The sequence below is a fragment of the Lysinibacillus sp. NPDC056959 genome (assembly GCF_042674095.1).
Taxonomy (GTDB): Bacteria; Bacillota; Bacilli; order Bacillales_A; family Planococcaceae; genus Lysinibacillus; species Lysinibacillus zambalensis.
Genome location: NZ_JBHURE010000005.1, coordinates 117,255 through 136,794, shown reverse-complemented (window position 1 = coordinate 136,794; position 19,540 = coordinate 117,255). Strand labels below are relative to the sequence as shown.

General features: G+C 34.8%; 20 protein-coding genes, 1 pseudogene and 1 other annotated feature. Of the genes and pseudogenes, 13 read left to right on the top strand and 8 right to left on the bottom strand.

Features of this window, described 5'->3' with window-relative positions:
• Nucleotides 1-53: 53 nt before the first annotated feature.
• A complete protein-coding gene (locus tag ACFTQ7_RS08465) occupies nt 54-1,193 on the bottom strand; it encodes an MFS transporter (protein WP_386828125.1) in 1,140 nt (379 codons plus the stop codon).
• A 155-nt stretch (nt 1,194-1,348) separates the two neighbouring features.
• Here ACFTQ7_RS08465 and ACFTQ7_RS08460 point away from each other — a divergent pair, with 155 nt between their 5' ends.
• Nucleotides 1,349-2,200 carry a LysR family transcriptional regulator gene (locus ACFTQ7_RS08460; RefSeq protein ID WP_386828124.1) on the top strand — a complete coding sequence of 284 codons (852 nt, stop codon included), beginning with the start codon at nt 1,349-1,351 and terminating at the stop codon, nt 2,198-2,200.
• Nucleotides 2,201-2,248: 48 nt separating this feature from the next.
• Here ACFTQ7_RS08460 and ACFTQ7_RS08455 read toward each other — a convergent pair whose 3' ends face one another.
• Nucleotides 2,249-2,833, bottom strand: a complete 585-nt coding sequence (locus ACFTQ7_RS08455; RefSeq protein WP_386828123.1) for a DJ-1/PfpI family protein — start codon at nt 2,831-2,833, stop codon at nt 2,249-2,251.
• Nucleotides 2,834-2,972: 139 nt separating this feature from the next.
• Between ACFTQ7_RS08455 and ACFTQ7_RS08450 the strand changes: the two genes are divergently transcribed.
• The 5 genes from ACFTQ7_RS08450 (at nt 2,973) to ACFTQ7_RS08430 (ending at nt 9,279) form a co-directional block, all read left to right on the top strand.
• Nucleotides 2,973-3,416: an Lrp/AsnC family transcriptional regulator gene (locus tag ACFTQ7_RS08450; protein ID WP_386828122.1), complete on the top strand. Its 444-nt coding sequence runs from the start codon at nt 2,973-2,975 to the stop codon at nt 3,414-3,416.
• A gap of 337 nt (nt 3,417-3,753) precedes the next feature.
• Entirely contained in the window at nt 3,754-4,215 is a 462-nt protein-coding gene (locus tag ACFTQ7_RS08445) for a hypothetical protein (protein WP_386828121.1), read from the top strand.
• 30 nt (nt 4,216-4,245) lie between these two features.
• The gene (locus ACFTQ7_RS08440) at nt 4,246-5,091 is read left to right on the top strand and encodes a DUF2785 domain-containing protein (RefSeq protein ID WP_386828120.1); all 846 of its coding nucleotides are present in this window, start codon (nt 4,246-4,248) and stop codon (nt 5,089-5,091) included.
• Nucleotides 5,092-5,172: 81 nt separating this feature from the next.
• Nucleotides 5,173-5,412: a binding site (T-box leader), on the top strand.
• 59 nt (nt 5,413-5,471) lie between these two features.
• Nucleotides 5,472-8,561, top strand: coding sequence for an isoleucine--tRNA ligase (gene ileS, locus ACFTQ7_RS08435; RefSeq protein ID WP_386828119.1), 3,090 nt, complete (start codon nt 5,472-5,474; stop codon nt 8,559-8,561).
• 175 nt (nt 8,562-8,736) lie between these two features.
• A complete protein-coding gene (locus ACFTQ7_RS08430) occupies nt 8,737-9,279 on the top strand; it encodes a hypothetical protein (protein ID WP_386828118.1) in 543 nt (180 codons plus the stop codon).
• Nucleotides 9,280-9,339: 60 nt separating this feature from the next.
• Here ACFTQ7_RS08430 and ACFTQ7_RS08425 read toward each other — a convergent pair.
• Nucleotides 9,340-10,202 (bottom strand): annotated as a pseudogene (locus ACFTQ7_RS08425) (alpha/beta fold hydrolase).
• A gap of 398 nt (nt 10,203-10,600) precedes the next feature.
• Between ACFTQ7_RS08425 and ACFTQ7_RS08420 the strand changes: the two are divergent.
• Nucleotides 10,601-11,080 carry a hypothetical protein gene (locus ACFTQ7_RS08420; protein WP_386828117.1) on the top strand — a complete coding sequence of 160 codons (480 nt, stop codon included), beginning with the start codon at nt 10,601-10,603 and terminating at the stop codon, nt 11,078-11,080.
• A gap of 223 nt (nt 11,081-11,303) precedes the next feature.
• Here the strand turns inward: ACFTQ7_RS08420 and ACFTQ7_RS08415 are convergent, their stop codons facing one another.
• Together ACFTQ7_RS08415 and ACFTQ7_RS08410 are read right to left on the bottom strand one after the other, a co-directional pair.
• Entirely contained in the window at nt 11,304-11,747 is a 444-nt protein-coding gene (locus ACFTQ7_RS08415) for a hypothetical protein (protein ID WP_386828116.1), read from the bottom strand.
• 331 nt (nt 11,748-12,078) lie between these two features.
• Complete coding sequence (locus ACFTQ7_RS08410) at nt 12,079-12,681, bottom strand: LysE/ArgO family amino acid transporter (RefSeq protein ID WP_386828115.1); 603 nt, start codon at nt 12,679-12,681, stop codon at nt 12,079-12,081.
• 102 nt (nt 12,682-12,783) lie between these two features.
• On the opposite strand from ACFTQ7_RS08410, the gene ACFTQ7_RS08405 reads away from it, so the two are divergent.
• The gene (locus tag ACFTQ7_RS08405; protein WP_386828114.1) at nt 12,784-14,205 is read left to right on the top strand and encodes an aminotransferase-like domain-containing protein; all 1,422 of its coding nucleotides are present in this window, start codon (nt 12,784-12,786) and stop codon (nt 14,203-14,205) included.
• Nucleotides 14,206-14,332: 127 nt separating this feature from the next.
• Here ACFTQ7_RS08405 and ACFTQ7_RS08400 read toward each other — a convergent pair whose 3' ends face one another.
• Complete coding sequence (locus ACFTQ7_RS08400; RefSeq protein ID WP_386828113.1) at nt 14,333-14,674, bottom strand: MerR family transcriptional regulator; 342 nt, start codon at nt 14,672-14,674, stop codon at nt 14,333-14,335.
• Between the two features lie 152 nt (nt 14,675-14,826).
• Here ACFTQ7_RS08400 and ACFTQ7_RS08395 point away from each other — a divergent pair, with 152 nt between their 5' ends.
• Complete coding sequence (locus ACFTQ7_RS08395; protein ID WP_386828112.1) at nt 14,827-16,026, top strand: MFS transporter; 1,200 nt, start codon at nt 14,827-14,829, stop codon at nt 16,024-16,026.
• 18 nt (nt 16,027-16,044) lie between these two features.
• The gene (locus ACFTQ7_RS08390) at nt 16,045-16,731 is read left to right on the top strand and encodes a hypothetical protein (protein WP_386828111.1); all 687 of its coding nucleotides are present in this window, start codon (nt 16,045-16,047) and stop codon (nt 16,729-16,731) included.
• A gap of 665 nt (nt 16,732-17,396) precedes the next feature.
• Here ACFTQ7_RS08390 and ACFTQ7_RS08385 read toward each other — a convergent pair.
• Nucleotides 17,397-17,669: a CPBP family intramembrane glutamic endopeptidase gene (locus tag ACFTQ7_RS08385; protein ID WP_386828110.1), complete on the bottom strand. Its 273-nt coding sequence runs from the start codon at nt 17,667-17,669 to the stop codon at nt 17,397-17,399.
• A complete protein-coding gene (locus tag ACFTQ7_RS08380; RefSeq protein ID WP_386828109.1) occupies nt 17,670-18,005 on the bottom strand; it encodes a hypothetical protein in 336 nt (111 codons plus the stop codon).
• A 372-nt stretch (nt 18,006-18,377) separates the two neighbouring features.
• Between ACFTQ7_RS08380 and ACFTQ7_RS08375 the strand changes: the two genes are divergently transcribed.
• From ACFTQ7_RS08375 to ACFTQ7_RS08365, 3 genes are read left to right on the top strand one after another with little or no spacing between them, the layout of a single operon-like run.
• Complete coding sequence (locus ACFTQ7_RS08375) at nt 18,378-18,743, top strand: DUF2089 domain-containing protein (protein WP_386828108.1); 366 nt, start codon at nt 18,378-18,380, stop codon at nt 18,741-18,743.
• Between the two features lie 13 nt (nt 18,744-18,756).
• On the top strand, nt 18,757-19,137 hold the full coding sequence (locus ACFTQ7_RS08370) for an SHOCT-like domain-containing protein (protein WP_386828107.1): 381 nt from the start codon (nt 18,757-18,759) through the stop codon (nt 19,135-19,137).
• A gap of 10 nt (nt 19,138-19,147) precedes the next feature.
• A complete protein-coding gene (locus tag ACFTQ7_RS08365) occupies nt 19,148-19,429 on the top strand; it encodes a hypothetical protein (protein ID WP_386828106.1) in 282 nt (93 codons plus the stop codon).
• Nucleotides 19,430-19,540 lie beyond the last annotated feature (111 nt).

Genomic DNA, 19,540 nt, shown 5'->3' with positions numbered 1-19,540 from the left:
GTGCAGAATAAAATCATCAATTAGACGGTTAGAGCCACAATTTTCAAATCAGTTTATCTGTTAAATTTCTTCATACTATAAAACTGTAAACCAATCGCGAGTGACATTGAAATTACTGCGAAATAAATCAATGTTATTGTTCCCGTCTGTATAGACAATACGACTCCACCTAAGCTTGCGCCTATTGCACTGCCTAAATAATTTAAAGAACTGTTTAATGCCACTGCCGAACTTCCGTTATTCGGCTGTTGTGAGAGTAAAATATGTTGTTGAGGAGCCTGGCAAGCCCAACCCATTGCTCCCCAGACAAAGAACGGTAAGTATTTTAAAATAGGGAAGTTAAGCATAAAGGGTATACTAATAATCGATAATGTTAAAGTAAATAAAATGATTGTAACTAAAGTTTTTAGTTTTCCGAAGTAGTCGATTAAGTAACCAATCAATATACTTCCAACCAAGCCACCGAATCCCCATGCCCAAAGGTACATTGTTAAATTACTCGAGCTTGTCATTTCTTCTATAAGGGGAGAGAGGTATGTGTACAATCCAAGACTAGCAACACTGGCGAAAAATGTTACACCTACAGTTATAGTTACTCTTTTATCAAGGAACATTTTTAATCGTTCCTTAAGTGCGGGGGGAGGTGTTGTTGGGAAATCGGGCAGAAAAAAATACATACATAAAATAGAAATGACACCGATCATCACTAATAGCCAAAGTGTTATTTTCCAATCATATAAGTTTGATATATAAATACCTAAAGGAACACCAAGCACTGTTCCCATACTCATTCCTCCTATAGTCAATCCTAGAGCTCTTCCTTTCTTTTCACTAGAAACGAACTTTGTAGAAGCTGCTATAGCTAAAGGTGAAAATAAACCAGCCCCAGTCCCCGCAATTGCTCTCGAAAGTAGAAGAATAGAAAAGGTCGGAGCTAAAGCTGTAACGCTATTTGCTATTGTAAAGAGCAGCATTGACCATATTAAGATTTTTTTAATGGGTTTTCCGGCAAGTAAAGAAGAAAAGAACGGCGCTGATATTGCGTAAAATAAAGTAAAAATGCTCACTGCCTGACCAACTTGTGATGTGCTTTTTTGATACGTATTGCTAATTCCTGGGAGCAATCCTGCGATCACATAAGCATCAAAACCCAAGGCAAACATGCCAAAGGCTAATAATAAAACATTTTTCATATATTGAACCTCCATAAATTAAAGCTGCTAACCTATAACGTTATGTTATAATCGAAGCACTTCTATATTTAATAGGTTACTAAAAATCACCGGATATGGAACAATCCTTATTTTATAAGGGTATAACAAATCGTTATAGGGTATGGAGGGATACAATGAATGTAGAATGGTTACACAGTTTTATTGCTGCTGCCAATCAAAAAAGTTTTTCTAAAGCTGCTCAAATTACGAATCTTTCCCAACCTGCACTAAGTAAACATATACGAAACTTAGAGAATAATCTTGGCATCGAATTATTTCATAGGACTTCCATTGGTATCGAATTAACCGAAGCTGGCGATCGTTTATACACTCGAATTACACCTGTTTTAACTGAATTAACAGCCATTCGTGAAGAATTGCAGCAATTTAGTCAAAGCAATCCTATTGCCATCGGTGGTCTGCCTAGCTTAGCCACTTACTATTTGCCAAACAAAATGAATGAACTTAAGCAACTTGGTCGACCTATAACATTGATGATACAAAATACTTCAAAAGAACTGTTACAATCTTTAGATAAAGGGAGACTTGATGCAGTCTTTGTGGATGCAAAGTATACGGGAGAATCTTTGTGGAATTGGGAGTTGTTTTCGGAACCTTATTATGCTGTGTTTCCTTTGAACCATCGTTTTAATTCAAGAATAGCAGTTGAACTTGAAGAACTGTGTGAGGAGCCGCTTATTGTTCATCAAGCTCCTTGTGATTCAAGGAAGGATATCGTAGAACAAATACAATCACTTGGCTACACGCCGAATATCATTAGTGAAGTGAACTTTGGGGATTTTGTTTTTGGCGCAGTAACTTCTGGAATGGGGATTACGATTGTACCAGAATTAATGGCTAAAAATATCGGCCATCTTCAACTTTTTACTTTACCGATTAATAATTTTGGAAGATCTAGAACGATTTCATTAGTTACAAAACATAAAGAATTAGGTTCGAAATTAAATCATTTAATATCAAATTAAATGAAATGAAGCTGCCTCCAAGTGTTTAGTGGAGACAGCTTCATTAAATTAATTAAACCCCATTAATTCTTTTACCTTTTTTGTATTTTCGACTGTTGTCAGCATTTCTAATAAGCTAAATGCAACATCGAATGCAGTGCCGGGATTGGAGGATGTAATAATATGTTCAGTTCGAACAATTCGTTCGTTGACGATGTCTGCACCATAGGATTGAAGTTGTGCTAATCGTTTACTTGTTGGGTGATTATAAGTTGTAGCTTTTCGATTATGCAGCACTCCGCTATGACCTAAAATGAGGGAAGCTACACAAATCGTCGCAATCGGTTTTTTGTGTTCATCGAAATGACGAACAACTGCCTGGAACTCCTCGCTAAAAGCATCTTCATAAAATCCTGCCTCTTCAAAGCCTCCAGGAATCGCAAGTGCATCAAAATCCTCTAATGATATTTCATGAAGTAATTTTTCAGGAGCTACGTTAAAATTCCATGTACATTGCAATTGCTGATGCAATCCAACAGTCACGACTTCTGTTGTACCGTCGCCCTCCCATTTATTCCAGCCAAGTACATCTGTAAAAACACTTGCTTCAACTGCTTCAAATCCATTTGCTAATAGTAATAATATTTTTCTCATGTTAGTAATGCCTCCTTTATACGTTTAATTGTAATGAATAAGGCTATTCAATGACAGAATCTGTATAATGTAATTTAGATGATTTACTTTATAATAAAAGGAATTTTCAAATCTAATTTATTAAAAAAGGTGGATACATATGGATCAAATAGATACAGAAATATTACAGCAATTACAGCGAAATGCAAAAATGTCGATGAAAGAGTTAGCGGCTACAGTTCATTTATCTTCTCCAGCTGTTATTGAACGTGTAAGAAAATTGGAAGAGCAGGGGATTATTGAAGGTTACGGTGCAAGGGTTAATTTAAAAAAGATCAATCGCGACATTCAAGCCATAATTTTATTTAAATCCATTGATTGTAAAAGTCTTTCGGATTTTTGTAACGCACATCCCGATGTCCTTGAATGCTATCGTGTAGCGGGTGAAATCAGTTACATTGTAAAAATTGCAACCAATTCAGTGGAAACATTAGAGCAGTTTATTGACGACGCAATGCCTTATGGTACGCCTTCAACGAATATTGTGCTTTCTTCAACAAAAAAAGCGGTCATTGCGCCTTTTTCTGATGAAAATTTAGACTAATGTTCCTACAACATATCGATTGCAGATTTAGCAGAAGAAAAAGATGATTCTAAAACAAGAAGGCTAGACATTCAAAAATTCAAGAATGTCTAGCTTTTTATTAGCTGTTTTTTATATTTGGAATAGGGACAATTATTGTAAGTATTTGAATTCTTGAAAAATAGGTACAGGGAAGTGAATAAATCATTGATAATTGCAATAATGGACAATGCGTTAGCATTTATTCTATCTTCACCACTCAAATTTAGCTTGGCGTTGGACTTTACCCCTTTGGTTTTTAAACCACAATATGATTAGATATTTTGTGTCTTTTGGTGATATCTTTTGGGTGGTGTTAATGTGGCAATTTCTTTTTATTTGGCCAATATGTATAGGTATATATTATTATTTATACAAAAAGGAATATAAATGGGGATTTTATATAGGGTTAAAGAAAAAGCATGGCATTTTATTGGGAAGCTTAATCGTTTTATGCATTAGTTCACTAGGGATTTGTATGTATGATACAAACAAAAAAGTAATTGCCTTTCATGAACAAGTAATGAAGGAATTTGAAGATAGCTCTGACCGTCCGCAATATTTGATACAAAATAGTGTTACGCCATCTACTTTGCTTTCTTTGTCCGACCAAATTAATGAGGTCAGAAATGGAAAGGTGCGTGCGGCAACTTTCCCTTGGAAAAGCAAGGTGATTGTTGTAATGGACAACGACCAGAAGGAGTTTACTTACGTACGGTTTAATAAGGGATGGAAGCTTGACGGCATTTATCATGAAAGTAGTTATGATTATTCAGAATAAAAAAACGTGAAAAGGAGAGCAACAGTGCGAATGTTAAAAAATGAACCCTTATTAAAGGAAAACGACTTAAAAGAAATTCTTAGAGAATTAAATAGTGGAGGTAGAAGCTGGCAGCAAGAGGACCAAACGCAAATCATACAATCAATGATGATACATATTGGCTCATTAGATAGTGAACTACGAGATAACTTAATTTATGGATTGTTTTATGAATTGATCCGTGAAAAAGACTTACTAGAGCATTCTCTTTTAACGGAGCTTTTAGAGGAGTGTTTGAATAATTTATTATGTAAGGGTATTGAAGAAAACGAATCAGATTTAGTTTTTACCCGTACATTTACGTCGCTATTGATTGCCATAATATTATTTAGAGATAACGCAGACGATTTTTTATCCCAGCAGAACATCGCTGATTGTAAAGATAAAGTACTAGCTTATTTAGCAGCAGAAAAGGATGTAAGGGGCTATGTGCCGGTGAAAGGGTGGGCTCATAGTGTCGCCCATATGGCTGATGCCATCGATGAGTTGGTGAAAAATCCAAAATTAGATAAAGCTACTTATATTGAAATTGTTAGCGCGTTATGGAACGCGATTTTGCAAGAAAATTATGCTTTCATTCATAATGAAGATGAACGGATTTTAGTTCCTATTTTCACAATGCTTGAGCAAGGTTTAGATGAACAAGAGATCGTTAAATTACTGCAACAATTACCTATTACTTTAAAAGTAAAAAAAGAACAGCTCGATGTACAGCATCACAGAATTTTAGTTTTTAACTGTAAATCCTTTGTGAAAAGCTTTTATATTAAAACAAATGGGAAGCCTAAGTTCGCAGCTCTTCATAAACGCATTGAAACATGTTTCGATGAATTATAGGGAAATTACTACCAATAGTAGTACTTTGAAATTATTGACAGACGAAAAATAGTCTGTTACGATGAGTGACAATAAAAGCATACAAATTCGTTGATGAGAAAGAGTAGTGTTTCATTTTGTTCTACAGAGAGCCGACATATTGGTGGAAGTCGGTGTGCAGGTGATACATGAAGATCCTCTCTGAGAAGATTAGCTGAACATAGTAAGCTGATCCGGGTGTCTACCGTTAAAAAGAACACGTATGATTGTACGTTGCTGAGTGCTATTGAACGTTGCTTCAATAGAATTAGGGTGGTATTCGCGGTTAACCCCGTCCCTTACTTGGGACGGGGTTTTTTGTATGCCTTTTATACAAAAATAATTGTATAGGAGGAACTAATATGCAAGCAGAACAAAAGAAGGAAACTACAGTTGAACGAGAAACACGGATCCGAGCATTGTGGGAGCAAGAAGGCACGTTTGCAACATCCGTGACCAATCGTGTTGGACAGCAGCCTTTTGTTTTTTATGAAGGACCGCCAACAGCAAATGGTTTACCACACGTAGGTCACGCATTTGGCAGAACGATTAAAGATGTAGTAGCTCGTTATAAAACAATGCAAGGCTATTTAGTTGAACGTAAAGCTGGTTGGGATACACATGGTTTGCCTGTAGAGTTAGGCGTGGAAAAAAAGCTAGGTATCTCTGGCAAGCAAGAAATTGAGAAATATGGCGTTGAACAATTTATTCAAGAGTGTAAGGGAAGTGTCTTTACTTATGAGAAGAAGTGGCGCTCCTTTACAGAGCAGCTTGGTTATTGGATTGATATGGATGATCCCTATTTAACACTTAGCAATGATTATATTGAGTCCGTTTGGAACATTTTAAGCCATGTGCATAAGGAAAAACTTTTATATAGGGGGCACCGTGTTTCCCCATATTGCCCTAGCTGTCAAACATCATTAAGCTCTCATGAGGTTGCGCAAGGGTATAAGGATGTCAAAGATTTATCTGTAACGGCAATGTTTAAGCTAAAGGACAAAGATGAGTATTTTCTTGGCTGGACAACGACACCATGGACATTACCTGCTAATGTTGCCTTAGCGATGAATTCTAAGCTCGTGTATGTTCGAGTGAAGCAACATGATAAAGTATATATTTTGGCAAAATCATTAGTAGAAAAGATTTTTACTGAACCCGTTGAAATATTAAGTGAGCATAATGGGCATGAATTTGAAGGCGTATCGTACATCCCGCCTTTTTCATACGTAACCGTTGATAAAGGTCATGTCGTTGTGCTGGCCGATTATGTCACAGAGCATAGTGGAACTGGAATTGTTCATATCGCACCTGCATATGGGGAGGACGATTATAAAACGGTTCAGCAAAATGAGCTATCATTTATCAATGTTGTTGATTTGAAAGGCTGTTATACAGAAGATGTTCCAGAGCTTGTCGGTAAATTTGTGAAAGATTGTGATGTTGACATTATTAAAATGCTCGCTAATGATGAGCTATTGTTCGATAAGGAAAAATATGAGCATAGCTATCCGCATTGCTGGCGCTGTGATTCACCTTTGCTTTACTATGCAACTGATAGTTGGTTTATCAACATGTCTACATTGAAAGATAAGCTTTTACAAAATAATGAACAAGTAACTTGGTATCCTGAACATATTAAACACGGTAGATTTGGCAACTTTTTAGAAAACTTAGTGGACTGGAATATTAGCCGAAATCGCTATTGGGGAACGCCACTCAATGTCTGGGTTTGTAACGATTGTGGTCATGAAGAAGCGCCAAATAGTATTGCTGCCTTAAAAGTGTTATCGAAGAGCAATTTACAAGACATAGAGCTTCATAAGCCTTATATTGATGAAGTTGTGTGTACTTGTCCAACTTGTAATGGCGACATGGAACGCACACCAGAAGTGATTGATGTATGGTTTGATAGTGGTTCGATGCCATTTGCTCAACATCATTTTCCATTTGGAAACCTCGATACGTTTAACAATCAATTTCCTGCAGATGTTGTTATTGAAGGGATTGACCAGACGCGTGGCTTTTTCTATAGTTTATTAGCCGTATCGACTTTATTTACAGGTAAAGCACCTTATAAAAATGTACTTTCTTTAGGGCATGTTTTAGATGAGCATGGACAGAAGATGTCGAAAAGTAAAGGCAATGCATTAGAGCCAGTTGAACTAATTCAACAGTACGGAGCAGACGCATTAAGATGGGCGTTTTTAGTTGACAGTTCTCCTTGGAATCCTAAACGCTTTTCAAAGAAAATTGTGATGGATGCTAAATCAAAACTAATCGATACACTAGATAATACGTTCAAATTTTATCAGCTATATGCAGAAATAGATGGCTTCCAATACGATGCCAATAATACAGGTACTCGTACAAAACTAGATCATTGGATACTATCCCGATTACATCATACGATTCAGCTAGTGACAAAATCGATGGACGATTATCAATTTACACAAGCAACACGTGAAATCGGTAAGCTTGTGGAGGAGCTAAGTAACTGGTATATCCGTCGCTCACGAGCAAGATTTTGGGCTAACGGATTGTCAGAAGATAAACGTGGTGCCTACAGTACACTGTATGAGCTACTCACGACAATTTGTCAATTACTAGCACCTTTCACGCCATTTATCGCAGAAGATTTATATCGACAATTATGCGGAAAAAGCGTTCATTTACAAAACTACCCAACATTCAATGAAGCGCTTGTGAATACAAAACTTGAAAACGAGATGGCAAATATTTTAACAATTGTAGAATTAGGCCGTAGCATCCGTAATAGTCAAAGCATCAAAGTGAAGCAACCTTTAAGTGAAATGATTGTCTCAGTTGACGGTGCACTAACGGATTATCAACCATATAGCGAGCTCGTGAGAGATGAATTAAATATAAAAGAATGCCTGTGGACAAATGATTTTTCAGCATATGAAACGGTTCATTATAAGCTTAATTTTAAAACAGCAGGTGCAGCATTTGGAGCAAAAGTGAACAGCGTAAAAGAGTACGTAGTGAATTTAAGTGATGAGGAGAAAAATTTATTACAACAAACAGGTTCAGTTGCATTAACGATTGATGGAGAACAACTAACATTGCTAAAAGCTCACGTGTTAACAGAGTCCGTTGTAAAAGACCAATACGTCTTAGCCGAAGAAGCTTCTTGTCGAGTCCTTTTGAATGTTCAGCTGACAACTAGCTTACTTGAGGAAGGGCAAATTAGGGAACTTATTCGCACAATCCAAGATACACGAAAAAAATGGCAACTTCCTGTTGAGCAATATATATCGATTGCGATTGCTGGAAGTGCCAAAGCTAAAACGATTATCCAGCAGTACGAAGCATTATTAAAGGCAAATGTGTTGTTACATGATATTCATTATGTAAGTGCCGATCACAGTGAACGAAATATAGAGACAGAAATGTTTGATGAAAAAGTTTCTATTTATTTTAAGGTGTAAAATCTTTAGCGTTCAGTCGGGGGCTGTACTTCAAGATGGGATTCCACATGGATCCCATCTTTTTCATTTTCGACTTCATTTTCGACTAATGTCGCAGGTAAGTTAGATAAGATAAATCCTTTTATTGCTAAATTAATGGTATTATAAGGGTGCTTGGATGCGAAGAGGTGAGATTATGGATGAACGAAAAAGAAGAATGCAGCAAAAAATACAAGTTGTCAAACAAAAAAATCAGAGAACTAATCTAATGAATTTATTTCCAAAACATATTTCAAGCGTTATAGAAAAAAGCGAGTTGATTACGTCTCCAGAATTAGAAAAAATCCTAAATAAAGTTCAAGAGAAATGGAATTATGAATTACATAAAGTGGATTTTGCGATTAAATATAGTGATTTCAGAAAAGAATTTAGTTGGGAACATGAGGTTATTCATTATGTGCAAGGGATTGATATGGAAAATAAATTAGTGTACTTGTTTTTTGGGGTAGGTGATAGTCCAATATTTCTTGTTGATGGAAAATGGGCATTAATGAACTTTAGCATTCTATGGGAACATATCGATCATGATGATATATGGATTATTAGTCAAGATTTAAGCTATGGTGTTCTCGTTTCTCATTATCTAGGCTATTTAGAACACGATCCAAACCCAAAAGAAATACTTTATGCAATTACTAAATGGGATCAGGAATCAAAAGGCTTTTTTCATGTAATGTAGTACTTTAATGATATGCTCTCCATTAGTAGATCATTGAAAGCTAGCAGAAGATTTATTTAATCAAATGATAGTATCTTTTAAAAAATTTATGACTATATCATCAGTATCTTTGGATGAGTTACCAAGCCATATCAAGTGTCCCCAAGTATCCAAGAGACATAGTTTCGAATGTAGTATATTTTCGCGAGCTAGCATGGTGTGCTCTGTAGCAACTGGACTATCAAAATTACTATGCATAATTAAAGTAGGGCAATTTATAGATTTTAAATTTTTAACGGTTAGCTCCTTTGTTTGTGATAAATCAATTAGAAATCCATGGCCAGAGCGTTGGCGATTATTCATTTGAACAGTTAATGCAATGTCATTCGAATTAATTTTGTCTTTTGCATCTTTGTATTTTAGAGTGCTAAAAGAAGAAAACATTTGTTTGAAGATGAAGCGAGGGAAACAATTACTCATCGCTGAAATCATGCCCCAAGTATATTTTTCTGTTCTAGAATTGAATAAGACCGATGCTGCTCTATATGTTCGATCCTTTGGAGTGAGCCATTCTTTAGTGACTGCAGATTGCAGAGTAAGTGAACGGGTAAGGTGTGGGAATTTTTTGGCGAAAATGATCCCTGTTGGTCCACCAGCTGATATAGCCAATACGTGAGTTTTTTCTATATTCAAATGTTGTAATAGCTTTGCATAGTAGTCACAAGCCATGGAAAGCGTATCTCCTATTTCCTTAGATGTTTTCCGTACCCTGCTCTTGAAGGTGTGATAATTGAGAAGCCATTTTCTGATAATGCTTTATATCCAAATTCTTCTTGACAATTCGAATGTCCACCATGAAAAACGAGTACTGGTTCTCCAATCCCTAGAATTGAGAATTCAATAGACCCGTTATTAGTCGTATATTCACCGTATGTTCTCATCACTAATATAGCCCCCCTGCCAATCTTTCACATTCTTCAATTTAATTAAATATAAGGGCACTTACATGACAATAAAGCCAGGTTAAAAACATCAAAATGAGGGCAAAAATGTTCTACTTGCATCATCATTTAAAACGGACTGTTCCATAAAACCAATCTATGCAGCAATTCTTCAACTAAATTGCGACGTTCGCTTAATAATAAAGGTTCTAATTCTTCTTTAGATTTATTTTAGTCGGCTAAGTTAATTCCGCAAGCAGCTGCATGGGCAACATTAATAAAAGATTAAAGAGCTGCATATACAACTCTTTTTTCTTATTGTACTAATGAAGTAGGTTGGTTAATCGTAGTAATATTAATTATAAGATTTAAATTCCATTTTCGCTAAATTTGGAGGTTTTATGAAAAACAAGAATTTGATTTGTCGTACCTCAGGTGTATACTCTGATGAATTAACAAGAGGTAAATTATACAAAGTGATTGATATGAATAATGATAAAGAAATGGTTCGTATTAAATGCGACAATGGACGATTAAGATGGTTTCCATTATTCCACTTTAATGTAAATAGCGAGGGCATCATAGATTTAATAAGCTGGACGTTTGATGATGAAGTATCAAATGACCCTAATGAAACAAATTGGATAGAAATAAGTTTGAAAATGAATGACGGAAGTGAAAGATGGTGTATTCTTTATACTCCAGAACGGTTAAAAAACTGTTTACAACAACCAAACATAAATCCAAAAGGACTCCATATAAAGCATATGATAGTTGTCAAAAGTTATAAAGAAGAGGATATACAGAGTGTTTTGGATTATCTTAATCAGGAAGATGAGTTGATTGGTGCAACACTACCACTTAATAGAAGTTCTTCTTGAGCAAACGTGGGCGATTATACAATAGATCAGTCGCTCGAAAAGATAGGTAAATAAGGAAAATATGTATGTGAATGTGATATTAAGGCCCGAATAAAAAGGTGGTTCCTAGGTGTGACTGTTATTTTTTATCTTGTCACAAGTCCCCACCTGAGATTATAGAACTTTTTAAATCACTTGACTTTGAAACTCGTAAAGAGGGAGAGGTTTATGAATCCTACAAAATTTACGAGATGAAAAATCCAACTATATAATGACTAACAAAAATTGCAACATAAATTAAAGTAATATAAGGTTGATAATCAATATAAAATTCTTTATGTGTTAACCTAAATTTATGAGGAATTAAAACCCAACTAATATAGTCAATTATTATTGAAAGTGTTGTCCATTGGATAACGGTATAAAGCATAAATTCTTTTACATTATTCGTATCAATTCCTTTACTATATAGCCAAAGAAAAATTGGAAATATTAAAACATTGTAAAGAACCTGATAGGGTCTAGATTTAACATAAACTGGTGATTTTAAAAAAGTTGTACCTGCCTGTTTCGCATTTTGAACACCAAAAAATTTATTGGTGATTAACATATGTATAAAAACTACTAAAGTTGCGACTGAATAAGCAAGTAACATCCATAAAAAAGACATACCTAAATTATTAAACAAATAACTCCACCTAACCTTCTGAATATAACAATTTATACCAATTTATTACATTATCCTATAAAATAAAGAGATTGTAAATGAAACATTCCGAAAAAAATATCTATAACTTCGAAGGCATAACAAAGTGGTGCGAACTTTATTAAGGGAAATCATTTATTCAACTAAATTGCACCGTTACGGATAGAAAAATTACAGATACAAATTAATATACTCAAGCTATATCTTTAAGCACAAATAAAAGCTGAACTACTATCAAAATTAGTTCAGCTTAAAAATTGCCCATTATATATTGTGTCCTGAAATAGTAAGTGCAAGTGTTTTTGTGAATAGATTACAATAATCCACTAAAAAGATAGAGAGCGGTTGCCCAAATAAAAATCGCTGAGCATTTATTAAAAATATTCATAAGCTTCCCAGAGCTATCAAGTCTTTTCAACGATGCTCCGGCAATGATAAGACCTAAAAACCACAACCAAGAAATCAAAACACATGCTGCCGTGAACAATATTTGCTCAGTACCGCTATATTTTAAAGCACTCGTCCCAATAACACCTATTGTATCTAAAATGGCATGTGGATTTAAGAGAGATACAGACAGTGCGAATATAATTTGCTTTTTTATAGGTAGGGCTTCGTTGTTATCAGCAGTTGCCGGATTTGAACGCCAAATTGTATAGCCCATATAAAGTAAGAAAAGTATACCAACAGTCATTAAGGTGAACCGTAACCATTCAAATTGCAATACGATTAATGATAAACCAAATACTGCAAGTAGGATTAGAAGTGTATCACAAATTGCGGCTGTTATACTGGCTGGTAAGGCCCGAACTAAACGAGGCTGTGTTGCACCTTGAGAAAAGACAAAGACATTTTGTACGCCTAAAGGCAAAATAAGTCCAAACGCTAAAATCATTCCATGAAGAAATGCTTCCAATAACATTCCCTCCTTTCACTAACTATTTTAGATATGTTATAACTAAAAGAAAACGACCAATTGGATGGTTTTTTATCCACCCAATTTTTAGAGGTGATAAGAATGAACTGGCAGCCAAATAGACAGGGTGAAATGACATTGCAGCAACAAATTGTGACATGGGTTATTGCGCATATCGAACGGGGCGATTGGGTAGCAGGGACAAAGCTACCGACACAAAGACAGCTAGCAATGCAGTTTGGGGTAAACCGTAGTACCGTTCAGGAGGCGTTAGAGGAGTTAAAAGCAGCAGGAATATTGGAGTCGAAAATAGGCTCAGGTATTTATGTAGCTCAAAATTCCTGGCATTCCTTAATTACACAATCACAGCCAAATTGGCAATCCTTTATTGATACAAGCTTACATAAGCCTAATTATCATACCATTCAATTAATCAATGAATACGAGCAACGTGATGATGTCATTCGATTAGGTACCGGGGAGCTAGCACCCAGTTTATTACCGACAGCTGAAATTGAAGCGTCATTGAAAGAGCTCTCTTTGCAACCGAAAGCTTTAGGTTATTCATCACCGCAAGGTAGCGATGAACTTCGAGAAGCGATTTGTGAATACGTGACAAAAAGGGGCATTCATGCAAAGCCTCGAAATGTGTGCATTGTCTCTGGTGCACTACAGGCTTTACAGCTCATTGCAGTTGGTCTGCTAGAACAGGGGTCTATCGTATTTCAAGAACAAACATCTTATTTAAATTCAGTGCATCCATTCCAATCTGTAGGTATGCAAATGATGGCTATCCATCGAGATGAACAGCTTGTACAAACTTTAGCTCAACGAAAAAGAAAAAGGCAGGCTGTATTTTATGCTGTTCCTACGTTAAACAATCCGACTGGAGGGGTGTGGACGACGAATGAAAAAAAACAGCTTTATGAAGCATGTCAACAATCTCGAATTCCTATTATTGAGGATGACGTCTATCACGAATTGCTATTTGAAGCGGCAACACCTCCAATTAAATCTATGGATGATAACGGGCAAGTCCTTTACATTGGAAGTGTTTCGAAAACATTAAGCCCTGGACTTAGAATAGGTTGGTTAATTGGTCCAACAACAGTGATTGAGCGGTTAGCGGATATAAAAATGCAAACAGATTACGGTTCAAGCGCCATCTCGCAGGAAATTGTGCTGCATTGGCTGCAGTCCGGAAAGTATGAAAAACATATCGTCGACTTACGCCGAAAATTACAGCAAAGAGCAGATTATGTAGAGGCTATTTTACAAGAAAAATTTTATGATATTGCAGTGTGGAATAAGCCAAAAGGTGGCTTTTATATTTGGCTAAAGTTTCATGAGCCTATTGTTGATAAAGAGTTATTTACCAAGTTATTGCAGCGCGAAGTTCTCATTAATCCCGGTTATATTTACGATCCGCAAGATACTCAACATATTCGATTATCGTATGCTTATGCAACGGAGGAAGAGTTGGAAAAAGGATTAAATATCCTATTTGAGATTGCAAATAAGTAGAAAAAAATTTCTAATTACGTTGTTTAAGTAGATTCTAAAAGAAATCACCCATTGTATGTAATCATATATACAATGGGTGATTTTCTTTATATTTAACATTCTTAAAATGTTCATAAGAATACATAAATTACTCGATACTACTATCTTTCTCGGACTGCGTGTTCGCCAATTTTAAAAACACTTCGTTAATATTTTTCATGCGGTTTTCAACTTTTTTAGCGGCCGCATCGAGAGTGAATCCTTCATCAATGAGCTCCTGAATTAAAAGAATTTTTTTGATATTTAAGTAGTTATATCTACGAGTAGTACCTTCTACTTCATTTTCTGAATCAATAATACCTTTTTCTTCCCAATAACGAATTTTTCTAGTAGGAACTCCTGTTATATTTGAAACTTCTCCTATTCCAACAACTAATTTGTTCAGTAAATCAAAGTCTAACATAGGATCTATTTCATGTTTTTCGCTCATTTGAATCCCTCCAATACTGTTCGTAACTATTTTACATTAAAAGTAGAAAGGTTACAAATTAGTGTTGTTTGGTATTGACTTTGATTGTAAATAGGTTACAATCAATGTTAGTAATGTACATTGCTTGTGAAATCATAAAGGTGGTTTTTTGTATGAATAAGGTCGCTACTATTGAAAACAATGGTAGGAAAAATAATTACAACTTCATTACACTTATTTTATTTTGGTGTGGCCTTGTAGTTGTTTCTAGCCTGTACTTAACGATTCCATTAGTATCGATTTTTGCTGACAATTTCAATGAAACTACTGCTACTGCAGCATGGACTGGTAGTGTATTTTCTCTTTGTTATGCAATTGGCTTATTAATCTTCGGTCATTTGTCAGATCGACTGGATCGTAAACAAATTATTTTATTAGGTTTAATTTGTTTGACTATTATTTCTCCAATTTTAGGAACTGTAGAAACTTTAACTTTTCTTATTGTACTTCGGGGAATGCAAGGGTTCTTAGCAGCAACTTTCGCACCTGTTGCATTAGCTTACATTGTAGATGTATTCCCTGAGGAAAGGAGAGTAACTGCTACGGGATTTGTTGCTTCTGGCTTTTTAATGGCTGGAATTATCGGTCAGGTGTTTAGTAGCTTAGTAAGTCAGTGGTTAGGCTGGCAAAGTGTATTTTACATTCTTGGAGGAGTCTATTTTTTAACAGCGATTTTAGTAGCTGTTTTAATTCCAAAAGGTGAGAGAACTAATAAAAATGAAAATTTGATGAGCACCATGCATCAACTAAAAACAATTTTTACAAATATATATTTAATTTATTGTTATATCATAACGGTTACTTTATTACTCTCATTCGTCGGAATGTATACAGTACTAGGAAATTATTTAACTACTAATTTCAACTTAGATGACAATCAAATTTTGTCTGTTCGAGCTGTAGGGATTTTTGGAATGCTGCTCTCACCATTTTCAGGAAAATTGGTGGAGAAATTCGGTATTTACAATGTAATACGAAGCGGTTTATTGCTTGCGGTTATTGGTCTTACTATTCTTGGAATAAGCTCGAACTTGGCCTTTCTAGTTATTATGAGTGTGGTTTTTGTCGCAGGAATTTCAATGACGGTACCATCACTGATTACTGTTGTAGGTCAGTTAGGGGGACAGAGCCGTGGAATGGCTGTAGCACTTTACACATTTATTTTGTTCATCGGTGCCACTTTAGCTCCTATTATTGCTATGAGTCTTTTGAAAACAGGAAATTATTTTTTAACATTTGAAACTTTTGCTGTACTTATTGGAATAGGGCTGTTTGTCTCATTTTTCATTAAACCTAAAAAAATAAGATACTAGAAAGAGGGGAATAAACGGTTGAAACGTATTCGAATTTTAGTTACTAGTGTTTCCATTGCTGCCATTACTGTTATTGTTGTGACTTTTGCTATTAATCAAAAATCTAATTACGAGGTGAAGAAAATGCAACAACATGAATTGAAAAATGAAGAAGAAACATATCAAATTGCACTAGATAAAGCTCTAGAGGTGATAGATATTCCTGAAGGATACCATTTCAAAGAAGTTCGTAGTGGCAAACAGAATGATGTAGATGTTTTCGTTTTCCGTTATGAAAAAGAAAATTTAGACAATAATGGGCTAGGGGGAGAGCATTATTCCTTTACAGTTGAACAAGAAAGTCACAAAATCATAGGAATTACATGGATGGATCAACGTTTTGCTTCCAATCAACAGCTTCCATCTGAAAAAAGAACAGAGGAAATTGTTCAAGTGTTTCTGAACAAAGTTCAAAGTGGATTATTTGATCAATTAGAAAATCAGTGGATTCGCCCTCATGATGAAGATATTAAAGTAAATAAAGAAGCTTTAACGCTTACAGGCATGAAATATAAATGTTATGTACCAGAGAATGATTCATGGGCATGGGTCATCGTCGGTCCTGATGGAAATATAATGGCATTTGAGCAAGACATTAAATGGAAAGGTGGTCGGTTAACAGAAAAATGGTTACATGATAGTTGGCTATTAGAACGTCAATTATAAGGAGTTATTTTATTGTAGATAAGCCGGTAGACAAAATCGAAAGTTTGTCTACCGTTTATTTAATGAATAGATATAGTCAGATTAAAAATATATGGAAGCCCCTCGAAAGCCTAACAAAAGAATCCATACATTATTATATAAGTCAAACATGGACCAAATTGTTGATAAAGAGTTATTTTACTGTATGCTTACAAAGCTGGTCAATATTATGTAGTAGTAGATGGGGACGGTAAAAGCAAAGAAGCTTATCTTTCTATCGGAACAAAGAACGGTATTAATGTTTTATTTTGGCCATTTAACGGAGGCATTCAATAATCTGCATTTCGTAATTAAAAATAAATAATGTATTTTAAGAACACACTAAGACAAATGAGCCACAAAAGGTTCAAAAATCTTATTGTGTTCTTTTTTATTGTCGAAAAACATAATTGAGGTGAACAAACAAATGGGGAAGATATGTATGTACTGTTTAGAAGAATATAAAATGTTCATATTCATAACTGCATCTAAAGTATTGACTCTGCTATATCAAAACTGTCCAAAACGTGCATGTGAAGGCAAGATTTACAATTTTTTGACGATAATCTGAGTGCGTTGTTGAAACACTAGTAAGACGTCATAAAGAATAAAAACATCACACCTCGAGGAGTGATGTTTTGGGGAAATTAACTTTTCATACTTATTAAATTGTATTTGAATAATAATGTCATTCCGAGATTCATCAGAAAATGCACAAGAAATGGTGCTAATATATTGTTTGTTTCAAAATAAATCCAACCGAAAGTTAGACTTGGAACGGCGATATTGATTAACATAATCGGTTTTTTAAAGTATTGAGTATGCATCCCTAAGAACAATAAAGTTGTTATGATAATGGTAATCCATTGTTGGTCTATAAATAATAGAAGCGAATTTTGAACAATTCCTCTAAAGAACATTTATTCAAATAATGCTGCTATAAACATAAAGGAAGAGATAGTTAACAACGAATAGTTTTGATAGCTTTTATTAGTTTCGTCCATGTAATTCGAAGGAATATACAATGTTAAGATTACGCCAAACAAAAGTAGACAGAATGAAGAGAGAACTATATTAAGGATCATCCTGAATGGCTGATCAAATGATAGGAAATTATGTATCATGAATACTTCATAAACGATAAGAACAAAAATGACTGCCACACAAATGAATGTAAAAGAAGAGAATACAAAAACAGCATCCTTTGGGTTAAAGTCCTTCTTTGCCTTTTTTTGTTTTTCTTTTATATGCTCCATATCTTGCCTCCTTTTCTTGAAAAATTTAGAACAAAAAAATTTTACCATAATATTGTAGCGGGAAGAATGGCCGTTATTGAAGAGAATTTCTTAGATAGGGATCAAATTTTGTTTATCTTCTTTTAATAGGTGTTCAATCGTCAGCCGCTGCCGCTTCTATTTGCGCAAAAGACATTTGTTGGCCTAATGCTGGACGGAGTTAAAATATATAGTCTTAAGTTAATTCACATTAAGAGCGGAAATGAAGAATTGATAATTTTAAACAACAACTTAATAATATTTATTTTTATAATTAAAAAGTTTAATTTTAATTACTTGTATTTTTAATTCCTTGTTGTATAATCAAATCAACTAAAAGGAAGGGAGTTCACTATGGCTTATCAAGTTATCACAAATTGTCCTGTTTGCAGTAAAATATTGAAAATTACAAAGTTGCAGTGCTCTCATTGTCACACAACGATTGAAAATGAGTTTGAATTATCTAAGTTGGCATCTTTATCAAAGGATCAGCTTCATTTTGTAGAAGTATTTTTAACTTGCAGAGGGAATATCAAAGAGGTGGAAAAGGAACTGGGGATTTCGTATCCAACGGTTCGAGGCAAGCTAACAGACATTATCTCATCCCTTGGATATGAGCAAAAGAAGAAAAATGAAGTAGACGAGAAAAAAGTTGTCACTATGCTGGAAAATGGCGAGATTACACCAGAAGAAGCTATTAAGCTTTTAAAAGAAGAATAGGGAGGAATTTATCATGAAAGAGGAAATTGCAAAAGTATTAACAATGGTTCAAGACGGAAAGATTGATGCAGAACAAGGATCAGAACTGATTCAAGTATTAAAGGAAAAAGAAGAAACAAGTAATGATAAGCCGACTAAATATTTAGATAAAACTTTAAAAGTCCGTGTTGTATCAGCTGAAAATGATAACGTCATGGTTAATTTACCTATAAAACTTGTCAAGGTAGTATTACTGGCTGGACACAGCATTGCAGCGAGTGTTCCTCAAGCGGAAAAATACGTTAAAGATATTGATATAAACCTTATTATTGAAGCAATTGAAAACGAATTAGATGGCCAAATTGTTGATATTAAATCGGCAAACGGGGATACCGTTTCGGTCATCATTGAATAGTGATTTGCTTATGATGCATGTAAAAGTGAAAACAAAAGGTTATCGGCTTAACATCCCAATGCCATATGCTATATTAAACATTGTTATTTCAATTTTGTCCTCAAAACTTTTGCAACGAAATTTAAACAAATGGACAAAAGAGCCTTTCGAAAGAAAAAAAATAGACTTTACTTTTCCTATAATAGATAAAAATACACTAAAGCCTATCGTCAAGGAACTGAAAAATTATAAGGGAATCGTGATAGTGGATGTCAAAGCGAAGGACGGCACTGAGGTTAAAGTTAGACTATAATTGATGAGTACTAGCAATTTTAAGAAAAAGCCTAATTTCATGATTGAAAAAAGCGATTATAGCTCAAGTACGTAACCCCGTTCGTAAATCTAGGACGGGGTTAAATATGTA

Coding starts and splice junctions, on each gene's coding strand:
- ACFTQ7_RS08455 (WP_386828123.1), bottom strand. CDS start 2,833: ATGAGAAAAATATTATTACTATTAGCAAATGGATTTGAAGCAGTTGAA.
- ACFTQ7_RS08400 (WP_386828113.1), bottom strand. CDS start 14,674: ATGAGCGAAAAACATGAAATAGATCCTATGTTAGACTTTGATTTACTG.
- ACFTQ7_RS08395 (WP_386828112.1), top strand. CDS start 14,827: ATGAATAAGGTCGCTACTATTGAAAACAATGGTAGGAAAAATAATTAC.
- ACFTQ7_RS08445 (WP_386828121.1), top strand. CDS start 3,754: ATGTGGCAATTTCTTTTTATTTGGCCAATATGTATAGGTATATATTAT.
- ACFTQ7_RS08420 (WP_386828117.1), top strand. CDS start 10,601: ATGAAAAACAAGAATTTGATTTGTCGTACCTCAGGTGTATACTCTGAT.
- ACFTQ7_RS08385 (WP_386828110.1), bottom strand. CDS start 17,669: ATGTTCTTTAGAGGAATTGTTCAAAATTCGCTTCTATTATTTATAGAC.
- ACFTQ7_RS08440 (WP_386828120.1), top strand. CDS start 4,246: ATGTTAAAAAATGAACCCTTATTAAAGGAAAACGACTTAAAAGAAATT.
- ACFTQ7_RS08460 (WP_386828124.1), top strand. CDS start 1,349: ATGAATGTAGAATGGTTACACAGTTTTATTGCTGCTGCCAATCAAAAA.
- ACFTQ7_RS08465 (WP_386828125.1), bottom strand. CDS start 1,193: ATGAAAAATGTTTTATTATTAGCCTTTGGCATGTTTGCCTTGGGTTTT.
- ACFTQ7_RS08380 (WP_386828109.1), bottom strand. CDS start 18,005: ATGGAGCATATAAAAGAAAAACAAAAAAAGGCAAAGAAGGACTTTAAC.
- ACFTQ7_RS08375 (WP_386828108.1), top strand. CDS start 18,378: ATGGCTTATCAAGTTATCACAAATTGTCCTGTTTGCAGTAAAATATTG.
- ileS (WP_386828119.1), top strand. CDS start 5,472: ATGCAAGCAGAACAAAAGAAGGAAACTACAGTTGAACGAGAAACACGG.
- ACFTQ7_RS08405 (WP_386828114.1), top strand. CDS start 12,784: ATGAACTGGCAGCCAAATAGACAGGGTGAAATGACATTGCAGCAACAA.
- ACFTQ7_RS08365 (WP_386828106.1), top strand. CDS start 19,148: ATGATGCATGTAAAAGTGAAAACAAAAGGTTATCGGCTTAACATCCCA.
- ACFTQ7_RS08370 (WP_386828107.1), top strand. CDS start 18,757: ATGAAAGAGGAAATTGCAAAAGTATTAACAATGGTTCAAGACGGAAAG.
- ACFTQ7_RS08450 (WP_386828122.1), top strand. CDS start 2,973: ATGGATCAAATAGATACAGAAATATTACAGCAATTACAGCGAAATGCA.
- ACFTQ7_RS08430 (WP_386828118.1), top strand. CDS start 8,737: ATGGATGAACGAAAAAGAAGAATGCAGCAAAAAATACAAGTTGTCAAA.